The organism is Bradyrhizobium sp. RP6 (assembly GCF_003837805.1).
In the GTDB taxonomy this organism is placed as follows: domain Bacteria; phylum Pseudomonadota; class Alphaproteobacteria; order Rhizobiales; family Xanthobacteraceae; genus Bradyrhizobium.
This window is the reverse complement of record NZ_RQIT01000001.1, coordinates 812,140-834,128: the sequence shown is the minus strand read 5'-3', so window position 1 is coordinate 834,128 and position 21,989 is coordinate 812,140. Positions and strand designations below refer to the sequence as shown.

Here is a 21,989-nt window from a genome sequence, read left to right as displayed (position 1 = left end):
GTTTCCCGGGAAGGGCGAAAACCGCTTAACGTTCATTAAGTTGCAGCCAATTCAATCGGTCGGCGACTGTGGCATTTCGGAGACGGATTTTGCCCGTTTCTTTGGCTATGATTGCCTTGGAATAAGTTCATATGGGCGTCGCGCCTGATCTGCCCGCTTCGGGGACTTCGAGAAGCGGGCGAAACTGGGGAGACTGCAATGAATAAGATTCTTTTTACTGCAATCAGTGCAATGGCGTTGGGGCTGGCGGCTCCCGCAAGCGCGGCGGATCTTGCCGCCCGTCCGTACACCAAGGCTCCGGCGCCTATTGCCGCCATTTACGACTGGAGCGGCTTCTATATCGGCATCAACGGCGGTGGTGGCACAAGCCGCAAGTGCTGGGATTTCGTGACCCCGGCGACCGGCGTTCTGGTCGGCGAGGGCTGTCACAATGCGACCGGCGGCACCGTCGGTGGCCAGGTCGGCTACCGCTGGCAGTCGACGAACTGGGTGTTCGGCTTCGAAGGCCAAGGCAACTGGGCCGACTTTACCGGCGACAACATCAGCGCGGTGTCCGGCCTTCGCAACCAGTCCAGAATCGACTCATTCGGTTTGATCACCGGGCAGATCGGTTACGCCTGGAACAATGTGTTGCTCTATGTGAAGGGCGGCGCCGCCGTCGTCGGTGATCGCTATCGGACCTACGATGTGGCGACCGGCCTCGAGTTTGACCGGGCCAACGAGACCCGTTGGGGCGGCACGGTGGGCGTTGGCGTGGAGTTCGGATTCGCGCCGAACTGGTCGGTCGGCTTCGAGTACGATCACATCTTCCTCGGCCACCGCACGATCGACTTCACCGGATCCGGCAATTTCGCCGGGGCTCCGCTCGGTGCTTTCACTGCCTCCAATCGCATCGGCCAGGACGTCGATATCGGTCTCATCCGGGTGAACTATCGCTGGGGTGGCCCGTTGATCGCAAGGTACTGATATCTCGCGATATTGTTGGAGATCAAAGGCCGGCCTCGCGCCGGCCTTTCTGTTTTTGGGCGCGAACTGGTCGCCGGGAAACGAGTCAGTAACCATTACGTTTTGCGCCGTTGTGGCTTTTCGGAGACACAACTTGCGGCTTTGTTGGTGTAAGCACAGCCTCAGTTGGGCCGTTGAGTCCGCTGCCTTCCGGTCACGGAAGGCAACAACAGAAACTGGGACTGGGATTTATTAAAGATGAAGAAGGTTTTGTTGGCTTCGGCCTGTTTGTTCGCTCTCGCCGCTCCGGCCTCGGCCGCCGATCTTGCGGCCCGCCCTTACACCAAGGCTCCGATCGCTCCGGCCGCTGTTTACAACTGGACCGGCTTCTATCTGGGTGTCGTCGGCGGCGGCGCTTGGGAAGAATCCTCGACCGATCCGAAGATGCAGGGCGGCTTCGTCGGCGGTACCGCTGGCTACAACTGGCAGACCGGCAACGTCGTGTTCGGCCTCGAGGCCGACGGCGCCTGGGCTGACGTCAGCGCTTCGGTTACCGGCGCGACCGTTGTCCCCGGCTTCGGCGTTGCCACCGCGACGCTGAGTTCGAAGACCGACGCCATGGGCACCGTGCGCGGCCGCATCGGCTGGGCCGTCAACAACGTCTTGCTGTACGGCACCGGTGGTTACGCCTGGATCGACAACAAGGTCACCGTCAGCGCGCTGGGCGTGAGCGTCTCCGACAGCAAGTGGCACTCCGGCTGGACCGTCGGCGCCGGCGTCGAAGCGTTCTTCGCGCCGCAGTGGTCGGTCAAGGGCGAGTACCTCTATCGCAGCTTCGGCAGCGAGAACTACTTCTCCAATCTCGGCGTTCCGCTGGCGTCTGGCACGATCAACTTCCACACCGTCCAGGTCGGCGTGAACTATCATTTCGGCGCCCCGGTCGTTGCCAAGTACTGATCTGAAGTACTGATCTGAAGTACTGATCTGAAGTACTGATCGCGACCGACGTCACATCGTCACGAAAGGCCGGCGCCCGCGCCGGCCTTTTTGTTTGACGGCTCGCTCTGCGCAGTTCCGCCCGCTCCCTCTGCTGCCAGATGCCGCCAGTGCGCCAACAATCCGTTGACGATTCGCAAGTCCCACTGGAAATCCGCCGCCGTTCTTCCTACGTTCGCTGCCATACCCATCGGCGCCGATCCCGGTTCCGGGCGAAGCGCGCCTTCAACATTGGCGCGATCGCGCGTCTTTGGATTCCTTGAGGACCAGCGGGATGGACGAAGTGATCAAGGCGAAACGCCAACAACAGAACGCGGGCTCCAGCCTGCGCGCAATTACGATCCGTGGCGCGCGCGAGCACAACCTCAAGAACATCGACGTCGAGATTCCCCGCGACAAGCTCGTGGTGTTCACGGGCCTATCCGGCTCCGGCAAATCCTCGCTCGCCTTCGACACCATTTACGCCGAAGGCCAGCGTCGCTACGTCGAATCGCTGTCGGCCTATGCCCGCCAATTCCTGGAGATGATGCAAAAGCCCGACGTCGACCAGATCGACGGCCTGTCGCCGGCGATCTCGATCGAGCAGAAGACGACGTCGAAGAACCCGCGCTCCACCGTGGGCACCGTCACCGAAATCTACGACTACATGCGCCTGCTCTGGGCCCGAGTCGGCGTGCCCTATTCGCCGGCGACCGGCCTGCCGATCGAGAGCCAGACCGTCTCGCAGATGGTCGACCGCGTGCTGGCGCTGCCCGAAGGCACCCGTCTCTATCTGCTCGCGCCGGTCGTGCGCGGCCGCAAGGGCGAGTATCGGAAGGAGCTCGCCGAATGGCTCAAGAAGGGCTTTCAGCGCGTCAAGATCGACGGCACCTTCCATGAACTCAGCGAGGCGCCGACGCTCGACAAGAAATTCCCGCACGACATCGACGTCGTGGTCGACCGCATCGTGGTGCGCGCCGATATCGGCCAGCGCCTCGCCGAGAGCTTCGAGACCGCGCTGAAGCTCGCCGAGGGCCTCGCCGTCGTCGAGTTCGCCGACGCGCCGGCGGGCGCGCCTGCGGAAGAGAAAGAGAAAAAGAAGACCGCGAAAATCCACGACAAGAGCGGCCCCGAGCGCATCCTGTTCTCGGAAAAGTTCGCCTGCCCGGTCTCTGGCTTCACCATCCCCGAGATCGAGCCGCGCCTGTTCTCCTTCAACAATCCCTATGGCGCCTGCCCCGCCTGCGGCGGCCTCGGCGTCGAGCAGCATGTCGACGAGGATCTCGTCATCCCCGAGAAGGATCTGACGCTGCGCAAGGGCGCGATCGCGCCCTGGGCCAAGTCGTCATCGCCCTATTACGTGCAGACGCTGACCGCGCTCGGCAAGCACTATAAGTTCACGCTCGACACCAAGTGGAAGGATCTGCCGAAGAAGACGCGAGACGCGATCCTCTACGGGTCCGGCGACGATGAGATCAAGTTCTCCTACGAGGACGGGGTCCGCTCCTACGACACCAAGAAACCGTTCGAGGGCGTCATCACCAACATCAACCGCCGCTATCGCGAGACCGAGAGCGAGTGGGCCCGCGAGGAGCTGGCGAAATATTTCCACGACGTGCCCTGCGAGGGCTGCAAGGGGTTTCGGCTCAAGCCCGAGGCGCTCTGCGTCAAGGTCGGCGGCAAGCATATCGGCGAGATCTCGGAGCTGTCGGTCAGAAAGGCCGGCGAATGGTTCGCGGGCGTGCCTGAGACGCTGAATACGCAGCAGAACGAGATCGCCGGCCGCATCCTGAAAGAGATCCGCGAGCGCCTGACCTTCCTGCTCGACGTCGGCCTCAACTATCTCACGCTGTCCCGCTCCTCCGGCACGCTGTCCGGCGGCGAGAGCCAGCGCATCCGCCTCGCCTCGCAGATCGGCTCGGGCCTGACGGGCGTGCTCTACGTGCTGGACGAGCCTTCGATCGGCCTGCACCAGCGCGACAATGCCCGCCTGCTCGACACGCTCAAGCGGCTTCGCGACCTCGGCAACACCGTGGTCGTGGTCGAGCATGACGAGGATGCCATCCGCCTCGCCGACTACGTCCTCGACATCGGCCCCGGCGCCGGCATGCATGGCGGTCACATCGTCGCCGAAGGCACGCCCGCCGAGATCATGCGCAACCCGAAATCGCTGACCGGCAAGTACCTCACCGGCGAGCTCGAGGTCGAGGTGCCGGAGCGGCGCCCGCCGAACCATCGCCGCACCATCAAGGTGGTGAACGCGCGCGGCAATAACCTCAAGAACGTCACGGCGGAGATTCCGCTCGGCCTGTTCACCTGCGTCACCGGCGTCTCCGGCGGCGGCAAGTCGACGCTGCTGATCGACACGCTCTACCGCGCCATCGCGCGCAAGCTGAACAATGCCAGCGAGGGCGCCGCGCCCCACGACCGCATCGAGGGCCTCGAGCACATCGACAAGATCATCGACATCGACCAGTCGCCGATCGGCCGCACCCCGCGCTCCAATCCGGCGACCTATACCGGCGCCTTCACGCCGATCCGCGAATGGTTTGCGGGCCTGCCCGAGGCGAAGGCGCGCGGCTACGAGCCGGGCCGCTTCTCCTTCAACGTCAAGGGCGGCCGCTGCGAGGCGTGCCAGGGCGACGGCGTCATCAAGATCGAGATGCACTTCCTGCCCGACGTCTACGTCACCTGCGACGTCTGCAAGGGCAAGCGCTACAACCGCGAGACGCTCGAAGTCCTGTTCAAGGGCAAGAGCATCGCCGACGTGCTCGACATGACCGTCGAGGAGGCCGCCGAGTTCTTCAAGGCGGTGCCGCGCGTCCGCGAGACGTTCCAGACCCTGCACCGCGTCGGCCTCGACTACATCCATGTCGGGCAGCAGGCGACGACGCTGTCGGGCGGCGAAGCCCAGCGCGTCAAACTGGCCAAGGAGCTGTCGAAACGCGCCACCGGCCGCACGCTCTATATCCTGGACGAGCCCACCACCGGCCTGCACTTCCACGACGTCAAGAAGCTCCTGGAGGTGCTGCACGAGCTGGTCGCGCAGGGCAACACGGTCGTCGTGATCGAGCACAATCTCGAAGTCATCAAGACCGCCGACTGGGTCATCGATCTAGGCCCCGAAGGCGGCGACGGCGGCGGCGAGATCGTGGCGTGGGGACCGCCCGAGGACATCGCGAAGGCGCCGCGGAGCTATACGGGCAAGTTCCTGGCTCCGGTGCTGGAGAAGGCGCGAAAGCCGAAGCGGAGGCGGACGGCGAGCGAGGCGGCGGAGTAGATTGCGCTGCATCGAAGCCACAGCGCTGCAGGGCGGATTAGCGGAGCGTAATCGGCCACGATTCGATCGGGAAAGAACCGACATGTCCGCTGGACTCGTCCAAACCTACCGCGCCTTCGCCCACAACAACGCTTGGGCGAACCATCGCCTGCTCGCCGCCTGCGCTGCGCTATCCCAGTCTGAATTCGAAGCCCACCGCACCGGCTTCTTTCCAAGCCTGCAGCGTACGCTGAACCACATCTACATCATCGACTTCTTCTACATCGATGCGCTTGAAGGGGGCTGGCTCGGACCGGCAGCCTGGAAGAACGAGGTGCCGTACCCCTCGTTAGCCCAGCTCAAAGCTGCCCAGGCCGCAATGGACAACCGCCTGATTGCGATCTGCGATGCGCTGACAATTGAACGGCTCGACGCCTTCGTCCGGATCAACCGCGATACGAGCGTTCAAACCGAGCGCTGCGACCGGCTGCTCATGCATCTGTTTCAGCACCAGATCCATCATCGCGGGCAGGCGCATGCCATGCTGTCCGAAACAAGGGTCGTACCGCCACAGCTTGACGAGTTCTTCGCGGAAGGCGAAGCGCCGCTGCGAGCCGCCGAATTCGCCGAACTCGGCTGGACCGAGGAGACCGTTTGGAAATCCTAACGGAGTAACGTCTTCGACCTCGACGAGACCTGCATATTTCGACGCGCGCAATCCTCAGCCGACTCGATCTGGTCTAGGCGCGTCACGCCGCATGCTCACACCTGGACCAGCCGACGATCGGCCGCGCTTTCACGACGTCAAAAAGCGCCCAGAGGTGCTGCATGAGTTGGTCGCTCAGGGCAACTGCGGTCGTGAGCACAATCTCGAAGGCATGGAGACCGCCGACTAAGTCATCGACCTCGGCCTCGAAGCGGAGGACATCGCGAAATGGCCGCCAAGCGGGCAAATTTGGAAGCGGTGCTGAAGAAGGCAGGAAACCGAAGCGGGCGAGCACGACTCAGGCGGCGGAGTGACGCGCGGGACCAGCGGCCACCTCATGAGTATTGCCAATCGGGGGGTATGATGGCATGATGGTGTAGCGTCGGCCAGGAGCAACCCATGAGCGCCAGAACGCAAGTCACGCTGGATCCCGAAACTCGGCGGCGAGCACAAGCCAAGGCCGCTGAGCAAAAGATATCGTTCGCCGAATATGTGAGGCGGCTTGTAATCAACGATCTCGGCGAAGCGGAAAGGAAGCTGGATATCTCTACGGTTTTCGATCTTGCAGACGACGGTGAAGAAACGGACATAGCAAGTCGTAAAGACGAAATGATCGCAGAAGCGATATTAGATACGCATTCGTCTGGACGAGGGCGAAAGACCACAAAGCTCAAACTCAAGTCTCGACGGCGTTGAGTGTCTTTGTCGACACTTCTGTTTGGTTTGCAGCCGTCGCGAAGCGCGATCGTAATAACGCTGTAGCCAAGGCAATCCTCCAAAGCTTTCCCGATCCGGTGATGACCGATCATGTTCTCGCCGAGACTTGGCTTTTGCTTAGGAGCCGATTTGACCGAAATGTTGCCGAGACGTTCTGGGATCGTATTCGCAACAGCGCCGTGCGCCTAGAGCCGGTCATTAGCGCCGATTTGGAGGCGGCTTGGGCCATCGGGGTTTCGTTCCGAGATCAGGATTTTTCACTAGTAGACCGAACAAGCTTCGCTGTGATGGAGCGACTTGGGATTACACGAGCAGCGAGCTTCGACGAAGATTTCTCCATCTACCGTTACGGCCGGGCCCGTGACAGGGCCTTCGAGATCGTTCGATCGAGCCACAGCGCAGCCTACGAGACGCTCGCGCAAGCGATATTGAGGCGCCTGCCCGTTTCTCTGAACTACAATGGCGTTCGTCGCGAGGTGTGTCCTCACATCCTCGGGCATACCAATGGACAGGAAAGGGCACTGGTCTTTCAGTTTGGCGGCGCAAGCCGATCTAAGTTGCCGGCCGGCGGTGAATGGCGCTGCCTGACGGTGGCGCAGGTTAGCGATGTTGTAGTTCGCGAAGGAGAATGGCGCGGCGGGAGCTATCATCGTGCCGTACAGCGCTGCGTCGACAACGTCTATCTGGACGTCAATGAGGCCGTGCCAAATCAACCCGGCCGTCGAATGAACTATGACTAGGTGTAGGCGCGTAGCACATCCTGCTCCAGTCGGCTCGAGAGCCCTACCCTACGCCCTCGTCATCTTCGATCTGGACGGCACGCTGGCCGACAGCTTTCCCTGGTTCCTGCGCACCATCAACGATGTCGCCGACCGCTTTGATTTTCGTCGCGTCGCGGATGGGGAGATTGAAGAGCTGCGGCACGCCTCGAGCCGCGAGATCCTCGCCCGGCTCGAGGTGCCTTTGTGGAAGCTGCCGGTGATAACGCGGCATGCACGGCGGTTGAAGGCGGAGGCGGCAGCCGAGATTCCGCTGTTCGCGGGCGTCGAGACGATGCTGCGGACGATGGCCGAGAACGGCGTCCAGCTGGCGCTGGTGACCTCCGACAGCGAGGCCAATGCGCGCGAGAAGCTTGGGCCTTCCGCGGCGTTGTTCGCGCATTTCGATTGCTCTGCGTCGCTGTTCGGCAAGGCCGCGAAATTCCGCCGAGTCATCTGGCGCGCGGGTCTCGAGCCCGGCAAGGTCATTTCGATCGGCGACGAGGTCCGCGACATCGAGGCGGCGCGGGCTGTCGGAATCGCCTGCGGCGCGGTGTGCTGGGGTTATGCGGCGCCGGCGGCACTGCGTGCGCTGGGGCCCGATCATGTGTTCGAGAGGATGGACGAGATTGCGTCGATGTTTTCGCCGGTGCCGTAGCCCGGATGGAGCGCCAGCGTAATCCGGGAAAGCATCCCCGCTACGGCCCTACTCCCCCCTGCGCAAGAACGCCCCGAACGCGCGCGGGCCATCGCCGGTCTTGATCTCGCCAATCACTTTGAGCTCGGCCGCGTCGATGATACCGAGCGTGTTGCTCTCCCAGCAGGCGACGATGACGCGCTTGCCGTCGGCGGTCGCCGCGATACCCTCGGGATAATCGCCGACATGGATGCGCTTGATCGGCTTCAGGCTCGCCAGGTCGAACACGCTGACGGTGCCAGCATATTGGTCCGTAACAAAGCCGCGCCCTTGCGTCAGCGCCACGGCATAGGGGCGCATGCCGACCGGCACGCGGCCGATCTCGCGGCCGTCTGCAATATCGATCACCGAGACGTCGTCGGACCCGACATTGGCGGTGTAGGCGCGTTTGCCATCGGCATCGATGGTCACGCCGAACGGTCGCGTGCCGACCTTGATGATCGCCCTGCGCTGGCGCGTCGCGGTGTCCACTACCGAGACACTGTCGTCGTCGCGGTCGGCCGAGAGCAGCAGCTTGCCGTCGGGCGTCACCGCAAGACCCGATGGCGAGGCGCCGACCGCGATGCTGGCGACAACGCTGCGCAAGGCCGGATCGATCACCCGCACCGCGGCGGCGTACCAGTCGGCGACAAAGACCGTCTTGCCGTCCGGCGTCACGGCAATGCCGAGCGGCCCGCCGCCGACCTCGACACGGCCGGCGACCTGCCGCGTGGCTGCGTCCACCACGGTCACCGCCTTTGCATCGGGGCTCGTGACATAGGCAAAGCGCCCGTCGGCGCTGACGGCGATGCCGGCCGGCTTACCGCCGATCGGGATGGTCGCAACGCTGCGCGCGCCAGCGAGGTCCACCACCGTCAGATCGTCGCTGAGCTGGTTGGTGACGAACGCCTCCTCGCCGGCTGCGCTGCCGAGGCTCGCATGACAAAGGCTGGCGGCGAGCGCCGCCAGGACCAGCGCCCGCACGATCAGCTACCGCTCTCGATCTTCTTCTTGAGCGCCTCGAGCCCGGCTTTGTACAGCGCGCTCACCGCAGTCCTGGCGGCCTCGTCGCTCAGTTCCGGCGGCGGATCGTTGTTGGGATAGCCGCGATAGAACGCGCCGGCCCATTCCAGCTTCGCCTTGCCGTCCGGCGCGGGCGACACCGTCAACGTCGAGGAATAATTGGTAACCGGCAGCACCTTCACGTCGACCTTGGTGATCCGGTACGAATAGCTCTGCATGTCGGGCTCGTATTTGTAGAGCTCCTCCTCGACCGTCGCGCCGCCCGTCAGGGTCAGCGTCCGCGTCGCGCCGATCTCGTTGCCCTTATCGCCCGTGGTCTTGGTGACGGGTGGAAGCCAGCTCATGTCCTGGAAATTGCCGATCGCCGCCCATACTTTGGCCGGCGCAGCGTTGATCTCGATGGATTCCCGCACTTTCTGCCGCGTCGGCCCGTGAGCCCAGACCGGCTCAAAGGCGGCCGTCAGAGCCATCCCCGCCATCGCCAGCGCTGCCACCCCGGCGATCGCCCGTCCCATCGTCATCCTCATGTCGTTTCCTCAGTTGATCCTGCGCGACTTGAAGCGCGCTGGGAGCATCGTAGCGCATTTTTGGACGGTGGGGAGACCGGTTCGTGGCGCGGCTGTGGCGGCGCGCTCCCCACCTTCACACCATCTGTTGCGCTGCCCGACGAGCAAAACACGCCAGACCACGGTCAAGCCCTGCTGGCGAAAATAATTCGCTTTACTGGAATTCGGAATTAGCGCATGTTCAGGCCATCCCGACCCGGGCCGAGGGGCGGATCGCGATCGTCACGAACGCGGGATGGGAATGTGGTGGACGCGGGCGGCATCGCGCGCAGGCGGTTTGCAGGGCGGGTCACTCCGTGAGCGAACGCCCACGCGCACACGACGGGTGCAGCTTGCGTACGGCAAAATCGTGTGGTCCTGGCGCCCGGGGTCTGTGCGCCAAGCCTTGCGATGACGTTGCGGCCCGACCGGGTTCGCATCGTCAGTCATCCGCAAGGCGACGGGGGCAATAGTGCATCGCTCCCCGGGGAGAGCGCGACATAAGCCGTAAACCCACTGCGCAGGGAAGGCCGGATGTTTGGCTTCACCTGTATGCCGCTGTGCATCACTTCCCAGCGCATTACGCGCACAGCGGACCGCGGGTGCCAGCCGGCACCCGGCCTTCCCTGCGCCCTCGGCACTTTTGAGGGCGGGCAATCGAAGCAAAGCTCGGGCACGGTGTGCCGCGAGAATGCGAGGCCGCGCCTATGATGCGGGTAGCAACGCTAGACGAATTCGGGCTCTCGTGCCCCCAACGCAGCGCAGCGCCCCTTCGGCGGTGCGCTGCTGAGCCGGGGCCCATGCAGCAGCCGACGCGCGGACTCCTGGGGGTTCCGGCTCTACGCCGCAACGCTCACGCGTCGCAGCTTGTCCGGGACACTGGAGTTGGCGCACTGCTGCTCCACACTCCGTCATTGCCCATAGCGAGAGAGCTAGTGTTAGGGGATCCCCTCACCTACTCCGCCAGCGTCGCCTCCACGAACCCGCGTGGATCAGCACAAAACTCCCGCATCACCCGGTAATGATCGGTCTGCTCCACCGTCGTCGGCTCCAGCCCGTATTTCCCGAGCCGCAGCAGCCGCGCGTCTGGATAAGCCATCAGCACCGGCGAATGCGTTGCCGTGATCACCTGGCAGATGCGGGACTCTTCCATGCGGCGCAGCAGCTTCAGGAATTCGATCTGGCGCGCCGGCGACAGCGCCGATTCCGGCTCGTCGAAGATGAAGATGCCCTGGCGTTGGCAGCGTTCTTCGAAGAAGCGCAGGAAGCCTTCACCGTGGGAGTGCGAGAGGAAATCGGGACCGGAGTGGCCGGCGTCCCGTGCGGCCTTGTCCAGATATCGCGCGACCGAGAAAAAACTCTCCGCACGGAAGAACCAGCCATTGGTGATCTTCGGCAGCCAGCTTGCGCGCAACGCCTTGGAGAGCTGGCCGCCCATCTTCTCGCGCGCTTCGGAATGATCGACCGGCATGTAGCCCTTGCCGCCACCGGCATCGTCATAGCCGGCGAGCGCTGCGATGCCCTCGAGGATCGTCGACTTCCCGGTGCCGTTCTCTCCAACGATGATCGTGATGGCCGCGTCGAAACTGAGCTCGAAATCATCGGGGAAGATGGGCAGACAGAACGGATAGGCCTCGCGATCGTGAACTTGCGACGGATCGAGCCAGACCCGCTTCAGGTAAGGCGCCGGCAGGTTGATCGTTCGACCGCTTCTTCGGCTCATGCTCGCTCCCAACCCCATTCCTATCCATCTTTCGATCCGAACATACCGGGAACACCATCTTCGCGTAAGCTGTATTTGAGAAACGTATGGAAACAAATGGCCCGTCAAACACGGGATGCGTTATCTTCATCAGAAATGAAATCTCAGATTGCGGTGCAAAGCCGACCTAAGACGCAGCTGTGAGACCGCCGCTGGCATGAGGCCAGCCCCCACCTCGCGACCCCGCAATGATTGACGGACGTCCGGGACCGTAAGAGCCGCGAGGAATGCGCGATGGTATCAACGTATTTCAGTTACAATTACATTTCGCGCCATCTCAAGCAGTCCCTGACCCGGGTCGAACAGCAGACCGACGTCGCGCGAGAGGCCGCCTATTACAAGGCCAACATCGGCAAGGTGAAGACCATTGACGATCTCATGAATGATTATCGCCTCTATCATTATGCGATGAAGGCATATGGCCTGGAAGACATGGCGTATGCCAAAGCTTTCATGAAAAAGGTGCTGGAGAGCGACCTCTCCGATGCAAAGAGCTTCGTCAACAAGCTGGTCGACAAGCGTTACCGGGAGTTTGCCGCTGCATTCTCCTTCACGGGCGGTACAAAGCCCGTTGCGCAATCGGAGGACCAGATCGACGAGATGATCGGTCTGTACACAGCGACCAAGAAGAGTCAGGTCGATGCACTTGCGGACGATACGAAATACTACAACGCCCAGATCGGCAGCATCAGCAGTGCAGACCAGCTGCTGAACAACGATCGTCTCCGCAACTACGTCTATTCGGCATTCGGGATCGACCAGAACAAGTGGCCGCGCGACACGATAAGTCAGGTCCTGCGCAGCGACCCATCCGATCCAAACAGCTACGTCAACACGACCCTCGCGTCTCAGTTGACCGGCCTCAACGCCCAGCTCGCTCAAGCCAAATCGGACGTGAGCGCCACCAACACGAAGATCGCCGACTACACGGCCCAACTCTTGCAACCTGGCGCCGACGTGAACCAGTTGAAGGTCCAGATCCTGGTCGAAAAATATCACCTGGAATCATACACGAAGAGCGTAGCCAGCCTCAGCGACCAGATCGCGACGATAGGTGACCTGGTAGATCTGGCTGGCGCGTTCGAGTTTTCGCCTGACGGGTCACTTCCGCCAGGAGTGTCCGCGCAGACTGCTGCAAACGTCACTCTCACGGCAAAGCGGTTCGACGATAGCAAGTCCGCCGTCTATGCGGCGGCAAGCCCGCTGAACGAAGTTCTGGCAATCAGGCAGTTCAGAAACGCCATCCTCAACATCAAGTCAGTCCAGGCGTTGGTATCGACTCCAGCCGTATATGATTTTGCGCTGGGCGCCGTCGGCCTCGATCCCCAAGCGGTCTCGCCGGACACTGTCAAGGCTGTCCTCGAAAGCAATCTCAGCAATCCCAAGAGCTTCGTCTATACGCTCAAGGACAATCGGTACGTCGAGCTCGCACGCGCCTTCAACTTCGACGCCAAAGGCAATCTGACGACCCCCTTAGTGGCTCAGGACCCAGCAAAAGTCCTCCAGATCGCAAAAAACTACGTCATTGCAGTGCTGAAAGAGGCAAGCCCTGAGCAGCAGAAAGCAGTTCGGGAACAGGCCCAGAAAGACGCGACGTCCTATAAAGAAGCCATCGCAGGCATAGACAGCGTTTCCGATCTGCTTGCGAACCGGAAGACGGTCGATTTCATTCTCGTCGCCAAGGGTTTGGACCCCAAGAAGGTCAGCACCGACTATCTGAACAAGATCTTCGCGTCCGATCTGAACAATCCCAAGAGCTTCGCCAACACCGAGAGCGATCCGCGCTTTGCCGAAATCGTGGAGTCGTTCAATTTCGACAGCAAGGGCAATGTCGCGCGCCTTGCGATGATTGGTCCTCAGAAGCAACATCAATTGCGGGACACACAGGCGAATTATCTCCAGCAGAGCCTGGAGCAGCAGCAGGGAAATACGAATCCCGGCGTGCGCCTGGCGCTCTATTTCCAGCGAAAGGCGGGGGAAATCACGTCCGCATACGACATCCTTGCCGACAAGGCTCTTTCGGAGGTGTTCAGGACCACCTTCAATTTGCCTGACTCGATGGCGGCGATGCCGATCGATCAGCAGGCTAAGTTCGTGGACAAATTCATGAAGATCAAGGATCTCTCCGATCCCGCGAAGGTTGAAAAGCTGCTGGGCCGTTTCTCCGCCATATATGACGTCAAGAACAGCCAGAGCATCGGTCAGGGACAATCCCCCTTGCTCAGCCTCTTTCAGGGATCCAGCTCAGGGGTCAGTGAATCCACGTTCCTGGCCATTGCCAAGCTACGTTCTCGCCCCTGACGATCGCTCGCCGCTACTAGCCCAACACCTCGAGCACCAACTCCATCGTCATCAGAACGGGGTTGTCGCCACGGACCATTCGCCCCTCCGCGATGCCACCGGTGTAGTCGACCAGCGCAACGTCAAGCGCCGCTTCGAGTGCGCCCGAAGAGCCAGCCGCAATTGTCCCGGCCGTGATCGCCAGCTCGGTGGCAAACGGTTCGGTGGCGCCGCCATGGGTGAAACGCGCGCCGATGGTCGAGCCGACGCCGCCGTGAATTTTCGCACGCGCAATGCCGTGTGCACGGCAGAAGTCCTCGATACCGCCGGCAAAATCCTGATTGGGCCGCAGCCGCAATGCGAAGCTGCGGCTCGTCGTGCGCGCGCCGGTGCTCGCGGAGGCCACGGGCCCGAACAGCTTGAAATTGGTCTCCGGATCGGGCTCGGCGGTGAACATCGCGCCATCAATGCCGAACGCCTCGACCTCGAAAGGCTCGGCAACGACGGTCTCGTCCGGCAGCATGTGGCCGCCGCTGGCCTTGCCGTCCGCCTCCGTCCACAGCCCGTGGCAATGAAAGAACGGCGCGCCATCGCGCATGCCGAGCGTCATGCTGCCAAGCTTCGTGCGCGTGACGCCTTCGGGCCGGTGCGTGTCGCTGTAGAACGCGGCGTTCTCGCCGGTCTTCGACAGCGCCGGCATGACATAGGCGAACGGCCCGAGCGCGCCGCGCCGGAAATTCAGCACGCCGCCGCCAAATCCCTCTGCCGCAAATCCGCGACGTGCAGCTTCCAGCAGCGGCAGACCTGCCAGAAGCGTGAAGGAAAAGGCGCGCCCCCTCCCCTCCACCCATTGGATGCGTTCTGCGACTGGCGCGCCCGGCTGCTTGATACTTCGCATCACTCGCGCTCAGCCTGCCTTGGTCTTGTCGAGATCGAGCAGCCCGCGCGCCTCGAGCTCGTCACGCACCATCCGCTTCGGCACCTTGCCGTAGCCCGATTTGGGCAGCGCCTCCCAGAAGAAGAACCGCTTCGGCATCTTGTAGCGCGGCACCTTCGGGCCGAGAAACGCGGCCATCTCGGCCTCGCTCACGGCCTTCGCACCTTCGCGCGCGACGCAGACGGCAACGCCGACCTCGCCCCAGGTCGCATCGGGCACGCCGAGCACGGCGACCTCGCCGATCGCGGGATGGGTCAAAATCTTCTCTTCGATCTCGCGCGGATAGATGTTGGAGCCGCCGGAGATGTACATGTCGGAAGCGCGGCCCGTGATGTAGACGAAGCCCTCCTCATCCATGTGGCCGAGGTCACCGGTGCGGAACCAGCCGTTGCGGAATGCCTTAGCGTTAGCTTCGGGGTTGTCGTAATAGCCGGCGAGCACGGCCGGCCCGATCACGCAGATCTCGCCGCTCTGGTTGGCCGCGAGCTCGCGCCCCTCGTCGTCCTGGATCGAGACCTGCATGCCGGTGCGCTCGAAGCCGCAGGTGCCGATCTTCGCATGCGGGCTGTCCTCTGGATCGTGCAGCGCCGCTGGAAGCACGGTGATGTTGCCGGTGACCTCGCCGAGGCCAAAATATTGCACGATGACCTTGCCGAGCTTCCTCAGCGCAGTCTTCTGATCCTCACGATACATCGGCGCGCCCGCATAGATCACGTGCCGCAGCGAGGAGTGATCGTATTTGTCGACGGCGGGGTGCTCGACCATCATCTTGAGGATCGTCGGCACTGTGAAGAGATTGGCGACCTGATGCTTTTCGATCAGGCGGAACGCCTCGTTGATGTCGAATTTTTCAGTCGGCAGCAAGACGGTGCACACGCCGCGCGCTGTCTGCACCAGTTGATGCACGCCGGCGCCATGCGACAGCGGGGCCACCACCAGCGAGGCGTCGTTCTCCGTGACGCCAGGCGTCAGATCGGCGAGATGGTTGGTGACGACAAAGCCCATCTGGCCATGGGTCAGCACCGCGGCCTTGGAGCGTCCGGTGGTTCCCGACGTGAAGAAGAACCAGCAGGGATCGTCGTGCTCGACGGCCGCATTCTCGACCACCGCTCCGGCGCGCGAGGCGATGGCCTCCGCAACCGAGGTCTCGCCGAACGCGCCTCTGCCGTCGACGCTCCAGGTGAACTCCAGCGCGCCGCCCTTCACGGCCGCCGCGTGCTCGAGGAAATCGACGTGACACAGAAACGCCTTCGCGCCGGAAGCTTGTGCGAGATAGGTCACCTCATCCGGCATCAGGCGAAAATTGGTGGGGACCCAGACCGCGCCAAGCCGGAAGGCGGCGAACATCGAGAAGAACATCTCGTCGCCATTCTTGGAATGGACCAGGATGCGGTCGCCCTTGGCGATGCCGCGCGCGGCGAGCGCGGCCGCCAGCGCCGAGACCTGCGCATCGATCTCACGCCAGGTCCAGGATTTGTCACCCCAGACGAAGCCGGGGCGCGATCCATGCCGCCGCGCATTCTGGGTGAGCATGTAAGCGAGATTCATGACGCGGCGGGACATGCGCAGGGGCTGCATCGGGCTTCCTCTTCGACGACGGACAGCGCGCAAGCTGCCCGCTCATTGCCGCCCATTTATCGCCATCGCCGGCGCCCCTGCAAGGCCGGCTGCCGCGGACCTGCCCTACGGCAGCCTAAACGCAAACGCAGTCGCCGCAATGGCCTTCGCTTGCCAGCAGGCCTGCACCCCGAAGCCGCAGCAGCTGCTGCCGTGCAGATCGAAACGGATGGCACGCGCGCTGGTTACGAGCGAGGTGAGCAGGAGGATCAGAGATCGCATCAGCGTTGATCGCAGTCACAACCGCAATTGTTCAGTGAATTTTAAACATGATCGGCGCACCCTTAATCCGTCTCCGCGTACAGAGTGCATTGCATGATCAAAGCGCCCGCCGTCCTCCTGCTCACGCTGGCGCTCGCCGGATGTGCCGTTGCGCCGCAGGCGCATCTGGCTTCCGATCCCGCCTTCGAGCCTGCGCGTTATGCCTGGGATGGCGCCGGCGAGGATCCCAACCGGCCGCGCGCTGCTTCACAATCAACGCGCACCGCTGCCCACTCCGAGCGCAACACGTCGCAAGCCGGCGTTCAGCCCTATTCGAAGGAATGGTGGCAGGCGCAGGACGGCGTCGAGGCCGAGCAGGACGCCAAGGTCAACCGCTCACTGGTCATCTGCCAGGGTTGCCTCCGCCCGCCGCAGCCCGAAGATTCCAGGCTGGCCAGAGCGACCGATTGAACAGAACGACCTCAACATTGAAAAATCGGCCGACCCGACCGCGCGTAGCGGCATGGTGCGCGAGGCTGGTAGCTGGAAAGGGACGACATGGGCGACGTCATCAACAACAAGGCCCAACACCGCTACGAGCTCGCGGTGGAAGGCCATCTTGCGACCGAGCATTACAAGCTCGATGGCAACGTGATCACGTTCGAGCATACCGACGTGCCGAAGGCGCTCGGGGGCAAGGGGGTCGGATCGAAGCTGGTACAAGGCGCGCTCGACCAGGTCCGCGCCGCCGGATTGAAGCTGATCCCACAATGCCCGTTCGTGAAGGCGTGGATCGACAAGCACCCGGACTATGCAGATCTCGTGACAAGATGAGTGCACAGGCCCGCCGCCCGTGGCCGGCGGGCCTGCCGACATCTACGGCTATTGCCCATGCCTGAGCATGTCCTGGTCAGTCTGATCCCAGTCCTGCCACAGCTGGAGTATGCCGAGCAGCACCACCACCGCACCGAGTGCCGTGTGATAGATGCGGAGGAAGCCGTCAGCGGAGTAGCCGATCACGTAAGGCGAGGCGATGAGCCACAGTCCAACCAGGATCGTGGTTACCTCTTGCCACCGCTGCAAGGCGACGTATTCGAGCTGGCTGAGGCCAAACACGATCAGACCGATCGCGACGGTATTGAGGATGGCCGTCTGGTGCCCGGTGATCCCCTGATCCTGGACGGGAAACCACGGCGAAGCCACGATCGCCGCGCCAAGCAGCATCCCGCACCAGTCTTCCCATGTTCGATGAGTGTTCAAGAAACCAGAATCCGACATCGTACCCTCCTGCAAAAGAGGCATACGTCTGCGGCTGGCGATCACGACACTCCGAATGTCTGGCGACCTGCCGGCCGCATTCGGGCGTATGTCCTCTCCAGGACGTGGGAACCGAAGTTCGGCCTGCAAGAGCCGTATCGAGGATTATTTGCGGTCGCCGCATCATGCTCGCAGAGCACGATTTCCATACTGCACTGCGGTCACGGCGGTGCCCATTTGCGGATATCTCCTCTGCGCCAATCTGCCTTGGCTGCATCTTGGCAGGGGCGGAGCAAGCCTCCTAGATCAGGAGGCAATCTGCATTTCGGAAGGATTCCTCATGGCGGCATTGGTACGCGACAACAAGGACAGGAGCCGCTTCGAGCTCGATGTCGGCAGCGACATCGCCTTCGCCAATTACCGGCTGACGCCGTCTGCCGTCATCATCACCCATACCGAGACGCCGCGCCCGCTGCGCGGCCGCGGCATTGGCTCCGAGCTGGTCAAGGGCGCGCTGGACTTGATCCGGCGCGACGGCAGGAAGGTGATCGCCGGCTGCAGCTTCGTCGTCGACTATCTCGACAGGCATCCGGAGGATGCGGATCTGGTCGCCTGAAGGAAAAAGGGCCCGCGAGATCGCGGGCCCTTGCGGCACGACCCGGGCGGGTCAGTGCTTGATCTCCGGCGGCAGCTTGCCGCCGTTGGCGGCGAGCTTGGACATCACCTGCTTATGCAGCCAGACGTTCATGCTAGCCGAGTCGTTCATGTCGCCGCTGTAGCCCAGCTCCTTGGCGAGATCCTTGCGTGCAGCGAGGCTGGAATCGATGTCGAGCGCCTTCATGAGGTCGACGATCGAGGTGCGCCATTCCAGCTTCTCGCCCTTGTGTGCGGCCACCGCCTTGTCGACGATCGCCGCTACGTCAACGGCAGCCATGGGCGCGGCGGTCGGCGCCGAAGCGCTTGGCGCCCCTGCGGGCGCGCCGGGCGAAGCTGCGCCACCGGCGGGCGCGGCGGAGGCCGGCTGGCTGCCGAAGATCGCGCTCATGATTTTCCCGAAAATGCTCATGTCTGCTCCCCGAAAAGGAATCCGTTGGAAGGGCCTTGAGTGGCACTTATAGACGAAGTTACCGCGCTACGCCCGCGAAGTTCCGCAAGCTACCAGCAGCATCAGCTTATCTGCGGCGAAATGACGACAGAATGACGTCGTTGTGGTTGCGCCGCGACATCGAATTTCACCCAAGCGTGAGGGACAGGACTCGGACTTGGGAGTATGGTTGGCGTTCAGCTCGCGATGCCAGCCGGAATTCGCGTGTAGTCGGGATCGCGAGATTTCAGAGAATGGCGGCCGCTTGCGCCGTTTGGCGGCGCTGGGTTCGGCCGCCTGGCAAGGGAGCTAGCGACCATGGCCACACTCTACCAGGGCAATGTTCCTACGATGGCCCAGCCCGAGGATGCGGCTGGACCGGTGATCCGAACCATCCGACTGTCCGATCTGCAGGACGCGCTCAGGCGCGGCTGGGAAGACTTCAAAGCCGTTCCGAGCCACGCCATCATCCTGTGCGTGATCTATCCTGTGCTCGGCCTCGTGCTCGCCCGCGTGGTGATGGGATATTCGGTGCTGCCGCTGCTGTTTCCGCTGGCTGCCGGATTCGCATTGATCGGGCCCTTCGCCGCGCTGGGACTCTACGAGCTCTCCAGCCGGCGCGAGCGTTATGAACCGGCGAGCGCCTGGGATGCCATGGAAGTGCTGCGCTCGCCTTCGTTCGGTGCGATGCTCGGCCTCGGGACGTTGCTGCTCGCCCTGTTCGTCACTTGGGTTGCGACCGCGCAGGCGATCTATGTCGCAGCCTTCGGCTACGAGGGCGTGACCGGACTCTCGGACTTCACGACGCGCGTGCTGACGACGCAGCAAGGCTGGTGGCTGATCGCCGTTGGCTGCGGCACCGGCTTCCTGTTCGCGCTCGCCGCGCTCTGCATCAGCGTCGTATCGTTCCCCTTGATGCTCGACCGTCATGCCGGCGCGCTCGAGTCGATGATAACTTCGCTGCGTGTCGTCGCAAGAAACCCGGTACCGATGGCGGCGTGGGGCTTGATTGTGGCGGTGCTGCTCGCGCTCGGCACAATACCGGCCTTCCTCGGGCTCGCCGTGGTGATCCCGCTGCTCGGCCATGCCACGTGGCACCTCTACCGCAAAGTGATCATTTCGGAGCCCGGAGCACATCCGGTGCCGCCCCCGCCGCATCGTCCGCGTAAGCCGGCCGCCGACTTCCCGGCCAACCTCTTCCCCTGGCGGAATCGGACGGACGCCTGACGACATCGTGACATGCGATCCTGCCCCGGCTCGGGCAGGATCGCACCCTGTTGTGCGCCTTGCTTTGGCCGCGGTTCCGACCGAGATTGCGCCCACCGGTCAGATCGCTTCACGGAATTCATTTACTCGAATGACCCCGACGATTTCTCGTCTCGCTCTCGCAGCCCTGGTCCTCTCCGCGTCAATTTCAGCAGTCCAGCCAGCGCTTGCCGCTGTTGCCTGCGGCTCGGGCAATTTCGACGCCTGGCTTGCGGATGTCAAAACCGATGCCGCAGCGAAAGGCATCTCGCAGCAGGCCATCAACGCCGGGCTCGCCGGCGTGACGCTCGATCAGAGCGTGCTCAACCGCGACCGCTCGCAAAAAGTCTTCAGCCAGACGTTCGAGGAGTTTTCCGGCCGCATGGTGCCGCCACGCATGCAGCGCGGCTCCAACATGATGAAGCAATACGGCTCGGTGCTGTCGCGCATCGAGCAGGCCTATGGCGTGCCCGGCGAGATCCTGGTTGCGATCTGGGGTCTGGAGACCGATTTCGGCGTCAACACCGGCAAGTTCGCAACGATCCGCTCGCTGGCAACGCTTGCCTACGACTGCCGCCGCTCCGAGCAGTTTCGCGCCGAGTTGATGGACGCGCTGCGCATCGTCCAGCGCGGCGATCTCGCCCCAGCCGACATGAAAGGCGCCTGGGCCGGTGAGCTCGGCCAGACCCAGTTCATGCCGTCATCCTGGATGAAATATGCCGTCGATTTCGACGGCAATGGCAAGCGCGATCTCCTGCACAATGCGCCCGACGTGCTCGCCTCCACCGCCAATTACCTCGCCGGCTATGGCTGGCAACGAGGCAAGGATTGGCAGCCGGGTAGTCCCAACTTCGCTGTGCTCCAGCAATGGAACAAGAGCGAGGTCTATTCCAAGACCGTCGCCTATTTCGCCACCCAGCTGGCGCGCGCTCCTTGAGCCCTCGCATAAGCAAGTGAGAGCCGATCGCTCGGCGATCGGCCCTCTCCCTAGAGCGCGGACTTCTATTTGGCCATGGTCGCCTGCATCGCCTTGTTCAGATGCGCACCGCACACACCCATCTTGCCGTTGAGCAGCGCGTCCTGCGCAGCCGCGATCTCCTTCTGCGCGGCGAACTTGCTGTCGCCGTCGGCCATGTTCTCGATCGCGGTCTCCGTTTTCTCCAGATTGGCCCCGCTGCAGCCGCCCGCTGCGTGCTTGGCGGCCTCAGCCGGCGCGCCGGCGAACGCAACGGCAGCGATTGCGATAACCCCGAGTAACTTCGACATGACGTTACCTTCCTTCTTGTCCTTGCACAGACCAGCGACATTGCCGGATTCTGCGGCACGACTTTCCTTCGGGCGCGTCAACTTGCCGCAATAAATTCTTCGCGAGAATTGCGTGATGCTGCGCATGACGCAGAGCGGCATGCAGAAATACTGCTTTTTATAAACGCAGGCGACCCAGCCGAAGTTGTGAGTGAATATAAATTCATATCTTGTCTTCGGAACACATGCGAATCGCGCATGTGCGACTTGGGTTTAGTAGCTGGTTCGAGCCCTTGGCGGACCCGGGAAACCTAACATATCCGCTTGACGCATCCGGGTCACGCAAGTGCGATAAGTCCGTGAATTCACGGGCATTTATTGCTCTCTTTGTGACGCCCCGCCCGTTGCTGGGGCGAGAGCGCCGCTAGGTTAATCGTCCGTTAGCGGCGCTATGCAATCAACGCTTAGCTGCATCGCAACATAGGAACTTTCGCACTGCACTACGCTCATCTATATTCACTCCAACGATGAAGCCCGGGCAAGGGCTGAATCAAACTACAGGAGACTACCAATGCTGCTCTCGCTCATCCGCATGATCCAGGCCTTCCGGGACTATCAGCGCAATGTTGCCGAGCTGTCCCAGCTCAGTGATCGCGAACTGGCCGATATCGGTCTCGATCGCTCGGACATTCCGCGCGTTGCCGCCGGTCAGTATCAGGGCTGATAATTTCAGCCCCTAACCGGACGACCCGATAGC

The 21,989-nt window shown here is 62.6% G+C and carries 22 protein-coding genes and 1 pseudogene; 15 read left to right on the top strand and 8 right to left on the bottom strand.

The features are described from left to right. Positions 1-198: 198 nt before the first annotated feature. From EHH60_RS04370 to EHH60_RS04340, 8 genes and pseudogenes are all read left to right on the top strand, one after another. Positions 199-966, top strand: coding sequence for an outer membrane protein (locus EHH60_RS04370; RefSeq protein ID WP_124158218.1), 768 nt, complete (start codon positions 199-201; stop codon positions 964-966). Positions 967-1,203: 237 nt separating this feature from the next. Continuing rightward, entirely contained in the window at positions 1,204-1,902 is a 699-nt protein-coding gene (locus tag EHH60_RS04365) for an outer membrane protein (RefSeq protein WP_124158217.1), read from the top strand. A gap of 313 nt (positions 1,903-2,215) precedes the next feature. After that, the gene (uvrA, locus tag EHH60_RS04360) at positions 2,216-5,200 is read left to right on the top strand and encodes an excinuclease ABC subunit UvrA (RefSeq protein WP_124158216.1); all 2,985 of its coding nucleotides are present in this window, start codon (positions 2,216-2,218) and stop codon (positions 5,198-5,200) included. A gap of 82 nt (positions 5,201-5,282) precedes the next feature. Beyond that, positions 5,283-5,846, top strand: coding sequence for a DinB family protein (locus EHH60_RS04355; protein ID WP_124158347.1), 564 nt, complete (start codon positions 5,283-5,285; stop codon positions 5,844-5,846). A 101-nt stretch (positions 5,847-5,947) separates the two neighbouring features. Next, positions 5,948-6,141: pseudogene (locus tag EHH60_RS38755) on the top strand (hypothetical protein); the annotation flags it as partial. Between the two features lie 143 nt (positions 6,142-6,284). Further along, positions 6,285-6,581, top strand: coding sequence for a hypothetical protein (locus tag EHH60_RS04350; protein ID WP_124158215.1), 297 nt, complete (start codon positions 6,285-6,287; stop codon positions 6,579-6,581). Beyond that, positions 6,578-7,342, top strand: coding sequence for a type II toxin-antitoxin system VapC family toxin (locus EHH60_RS04345; protein ID WP_124158214.1), 765 nt, complete (start codon positions 6,578-6,580; stop codon positions 7,340-7,342). The genes EHH60_RS04350 and EHH60_RS04345 overlap by 4 nt, the downstream gene beginning before the upstream one ends. After that, positions 7,335-8,018, top strand: a complete 684-nt coding sequence (locus EHH60_RS04340) for an HAD-IA family hydrolase (protein ID WP_124158213.1) — start codon at positions 7,335-7,337, stop codon at positions 8,016-8,018. The genes EHH60_RS04345 and EHH60_RS04340 overlap by 8 nt, the downstream gene beginning before the upstream one ends. Positions 8,019-8,066: 48 nt before the next feature. Here the strand turns inward: EHH60_RS04340 and EHH60_RS04335 are convergent, their stop codons facing one another. From EHH60_RS04335 to EHH60_RS04320, 3 genes are all read right to left on the bottom strand, one after another. Next, complete coding sequence (locus EHH60_RS04335) at positions 8,067-9,020, bottom strand: YVTN family beta-propeller repeat protein (protein WP_124158212.1); 954 nt, start codon at positions 9,018-9,020, stop codon at positions 8,067-8,069. A 2-nt stretch (positions 9,021-9,022) separates the two neighbouring features. Beyond that, complete coding sequence (locus tag EHH60_RS04330; RefSeq protein ID WP_124158211.1) at positions 9,023-9,586, bottom strand: SRPBCC family protein; 564 nt, start codon at positions 9,584-9,586, stop codon at positions 9,023-9,025. A 973-nt stretch (positions 9,587-10,559) separates the two neighbouring features. Next, the gene (locus tag EHH60_RS04320; RefSeq protein WP_124158210.1) at positions 10,560-11,327 is read right to left on the bottom strand and encodes an AAA family ATPase; all 768 of its coding nucleotides are present in this window, start codon (positions 11,325-11,327) and stop codon (positions 10,560-10,562) included. A 273-nt stretch (positions 11,328-11,600) separates the two neighbouring features. Between EHH60_RS04320 and EHH60_RS04315 the strand changes: the two genes are divergently transcribed. Beyond that, entirely contained in the window at positions 11,601-13,667 is a 2,067-nt protein-coding gene (locus EHH60_RS04315) for a DUF1217 domain-containing protein (RefSeq protein WP_124158209.1), read from the top strand. A 16-nt stretch (positions 13,668-13,683) separates the two neighbouring features. Here EHH60_RS04315 and EHH60_RS04310 read toward each other — a convergent pair whose 3' ends face one another. Continuing rightward, positions 13,684-14,544, bottom strand: a complete 861-nt coding sequence (locus EHH60_RS04310; RefSeq protein ID WP_124158208.1) for a PCC domain-containing protein — start codon at positions 14,542-14,544, stop codon at positions 13,684-13,686. Between the two features lie 9 nt (positions 14,545-14,553). Then, entirely contained in the window at positions 14,554-16,161 is a 1,608-nt protein-coding gene (locus EHH60_RS04305) for an acyl-CoA synthetase (protein ID WP_124158207.1), read from the bottom strand. Between the two features lie 354 nt (positions 16,162-16,515). Between EHH60_RS04305 and EHH60_RS04300 the strand changes: the two genes are divergently transcribed. Together EHH60_RS04300 and EHH60_RS04295 are read left to right on the top strand one after the other, a co-directional pair. Next, the gene (locus tag EHH60_RS04300) at positions 16,516-16,872 is read left to right on the top strand and encodes a hypothetical protein (RefSeq protein ID WP_124158206.1); all 357 of its coding nucleotides are present in this window, start codon (positions 16,516-16,518) and stop codon (positions 16,870-16,872) included. 87 nt (positions 16,873-16,959) lie between these two features. Then, entirely contained in the window at positions 16,960-17,235 is a 276-nt protein-coding gene (locus tag EHH60_RS04295) for a GNAT family N-acetyltransferase (protein WP_124158205.1), read from the top strand. Positions 17,236-17,283: 48 nt separating this feature from the next. Here the strand turns inward: EHH60_RS04295 and EHH60_RS04290 are convergent, their stop codons facing one another. Further along, complete coding sequence (locus EHH60_RS04290; RefSeq protein WP_124158204.1) at positions 17,284-17,679, bottom strand: SPW repeat protein; 396 nt, start codon at positions 17,677-17,679, stop codon at positions 17,284-17,286. A gap of 319 nt (positions 17,680-17,998) precedes the next feature. On the opposite strand from EHH60_RS04290, the gene EHH60_RS04285 reads away from it, so the two are divergent. Further along, on the top strand, positions 17,999-18,274 hold the full coding sequence (locus EHH60_RS04285; RefSeq protein ID WP_124158203.1) for a GNAT family N-acetyltransferase: 276 nt from the start codon (positions 17,999-18,001) through the stop codon (positions 18,272-18,274). Positions 18,275-18,325: 51 nt separating this feature from the next. On the opposite strand, the gene EHH60_RS04280 is transcribed toward EHH60_RS04285, so the two are convergent. Further along, complete coding sequence (locus EHH60_RS04280) at positions 18,326-18,724, bottom strand: DUF3597 domain-containing protein (RefSeq protein ID WP_124158202.1); 399 nt, start codon at positions 18,722-18,724, stop codon at positions 18,326-18,328. Between the two features lie 336 nt (positions 18,725-19,060). On the opposite strand from EHH60_RS04280, the gene EHH60_RS04275 reads away from it, so the two are divergent. Further along, a complete protein-coding gene (locus EHH60_RS04275) occupies positions 19,061-19,969 on the top strand; it encodes a DUF2189 domain-containing protein (RefSeq protein WP_199751283.1) in 909 nt (302 codons plus the stop codon). A gap of 130 nt (positions 19,970-20,099) precedes the next feature. Continuing rightward, positions 20,100-20,924, top strand: a complete 825-nt coding sequence (locus EHH60_RS04270; protein WP_124158200.1) for a lytic murein transglycosylase — start codon at positions 20,100-20,102, stop codon at positions 20,922-20,924. A 65-nt stretch (positions 20,925-20,989) separates the two neighbouring features. Here EHH60_RS04270 and EHH60_RS04265 read toward each other — a convergent pair whose 3' ends face one another. After that, positions 20,990-21,253: a hypothetical protein gene (locus EHH60_RS04265; RefSeq protein ID WP_124158199.1), complete on the bottom strand. Its 264-nt coding sequence runs from the start codon at positions 21,251-21,253 to the stop codon at positions 20,990-20,992. Between the two features lie 550 nt (positions 21,254-21,803). On the opposite strand from EHH60_RS04265, the gene EHH60_RS04260 reads away from it, so the two are divergent. Then, a complete protein-coding gene (locus tag EHH60_RS04260) occupies positions 21,804-21,956 on the top strand; it encodes a DUF1127 domain-containing protein (protein WP_007590701.1) in 153 nt (50 codons plus the stop codon). Positions 21,957-21,989 lie beyond the last annotated feature (33 nt).

Excerpts from the sequence above, each read along its gene's own strand:
- EHH60_RS04350 (WP_124158215.1), top strand. The coding sequence starts at position 6,285 with ATGAGCGCCAGAACGCAAGTCACGCTGGATCCCGAAACTCGGCGGCGA.
- EHH60_RS04265 (WP_124158199.1), bottom strand. The coding sequence starts at position 21,253 with ATGTCGAAGTTACTCGGGGTTATCGCAATCGCTGCCGTTGCGTTCGCC.
- EHH60_RS04275 (WP_199751283.1), top strand. The coding sequence starts at position 19,061 with ATGGCCACACTCTACCAGGGCAATGTTCCTACGATGGCCCAGCCCGAG.
- EHH60_RS04260 (WP_007590701.1), top strand. The coding sequence starts at position 21,804 with ATGCTGCTCTCGCTCATCCGCATGATCCAGGCCTTCCGGGACTATCAG.
- EHH60_RS04290 (WP_124158204.1), bottom strand. The coding sequence starts at position 17,679 with ATGTCGGATTCTGGTTTCTTGAACACTCATCGAACATGGGAAGACTGG.
- EHH60_RS04365 (WP_124158217.1), top strand. The coding sequence starts at position 1,204 with ATGAAGAAGGTTTTGTTGGCTTCGGCCTGTTTGTTCGCTCTCGCCGCT.
- EHH60_RS04295 (WP_124158205.1), top strand. The coding sequence starts at position 16,960 with ATGGGCGACGTCATCAACAACAAGGCCCAACACCGCTACGAGCTCGCG.
- EHH60_RS04300 (WP_124158206.1), top strand. The coding sequence starts at position 16,516 with ATGATCAAAGCGCCCGCCGTCCTCCTGCTCACGCTGGCGCTCGCCGGA.
- EHH60_RS04280 (WP_124158202.1), bottom strand. The coding sequence starts at position 18,724 with ATGAGCATTTTCGGGAAAATCATGAGCGCGATCTTCGGCAGCCAGCCG.
- EHH60_RS04305 (WP_124158207.1), bottom strand. The coding sequence starts at position 16,161 with ATGCAGCCCCTGCGCATGTCCCGCCGCGTCATGAATCTCGCTTACATG.
- uvrA (WP_124158216.1), top strand. The coding sequence starts at position 2,216 with ATGGACGAAGTGATCAAGGCGAAACGCCAACAACAGAACGCGGGCTCC.
- EHH60_RS04340 (WP_124158213.1), top strand. The coding sequence starts at position 7,335 with ATGACTAGGTGTAGGCGCGTAGCACATCCTGCTCCAGTCGGCTCGAGA.
- EHH60_RS04370 (WP_124158218.1), top strand. The coding sequence starts at position 199 with ATGAATAAGATTCTTTTTACTGCAATCAGTGCAATGGCGTTGGGGCTG.
- EHH60_RS04310 (WP_124158208.1), bottom strand. The coding sequence starts at position 14,544 with ATGCGAAGTATCAAGCAGCCGGGCGCGCCAGTCGCAGAACGCATCCAA.
- EHH60_RS04330 (WP_124158211.1), bottom strand. The coding sequence starts at position 9,586 with ATGAGGATGACGATGGGACGGGCGATCGCCGGGGTGGCAGCGCTGGCG.
- EHH60_RS04320 (WP_124158210.1), bottom strand. The coding sequence starts at position 11,327 with ATGAGCCGAAGAAGCGGTCGAACGATCAACCTGCCGGCGCCTTACCTG.
- EHH60_RS04270 (WP_124158200.1), top strand. The coding sequence starts at position 20,100 with ATGACCCCGACGATTTCTCGTCTCGCTCTCGCAGCCCTGGTCCTCTCC.
- EHH60_RS04315 (WP_124158209.1), top strand. The coding sequence starts at position 11,601 with ATGGTATCAACGTATTTCAGTTACAATTACATTTCGCGCCATCTCAAG.
- EHH60_RS04355 (WP_124158347.1), top strand. The coding sequence starts at position 5,283 with ATGTCCGCTGGACTCGTCCAAACCTACCGCGCCTTCGCCCACAACAAC.
- EHH60_RS04285 (WP_124158203.1), top strand. The coding sequence starts at position 17,999 with ATGGCGGCATTGGTACGCGACAACAAGGACAGGAGCCGCTTCGAGCTC.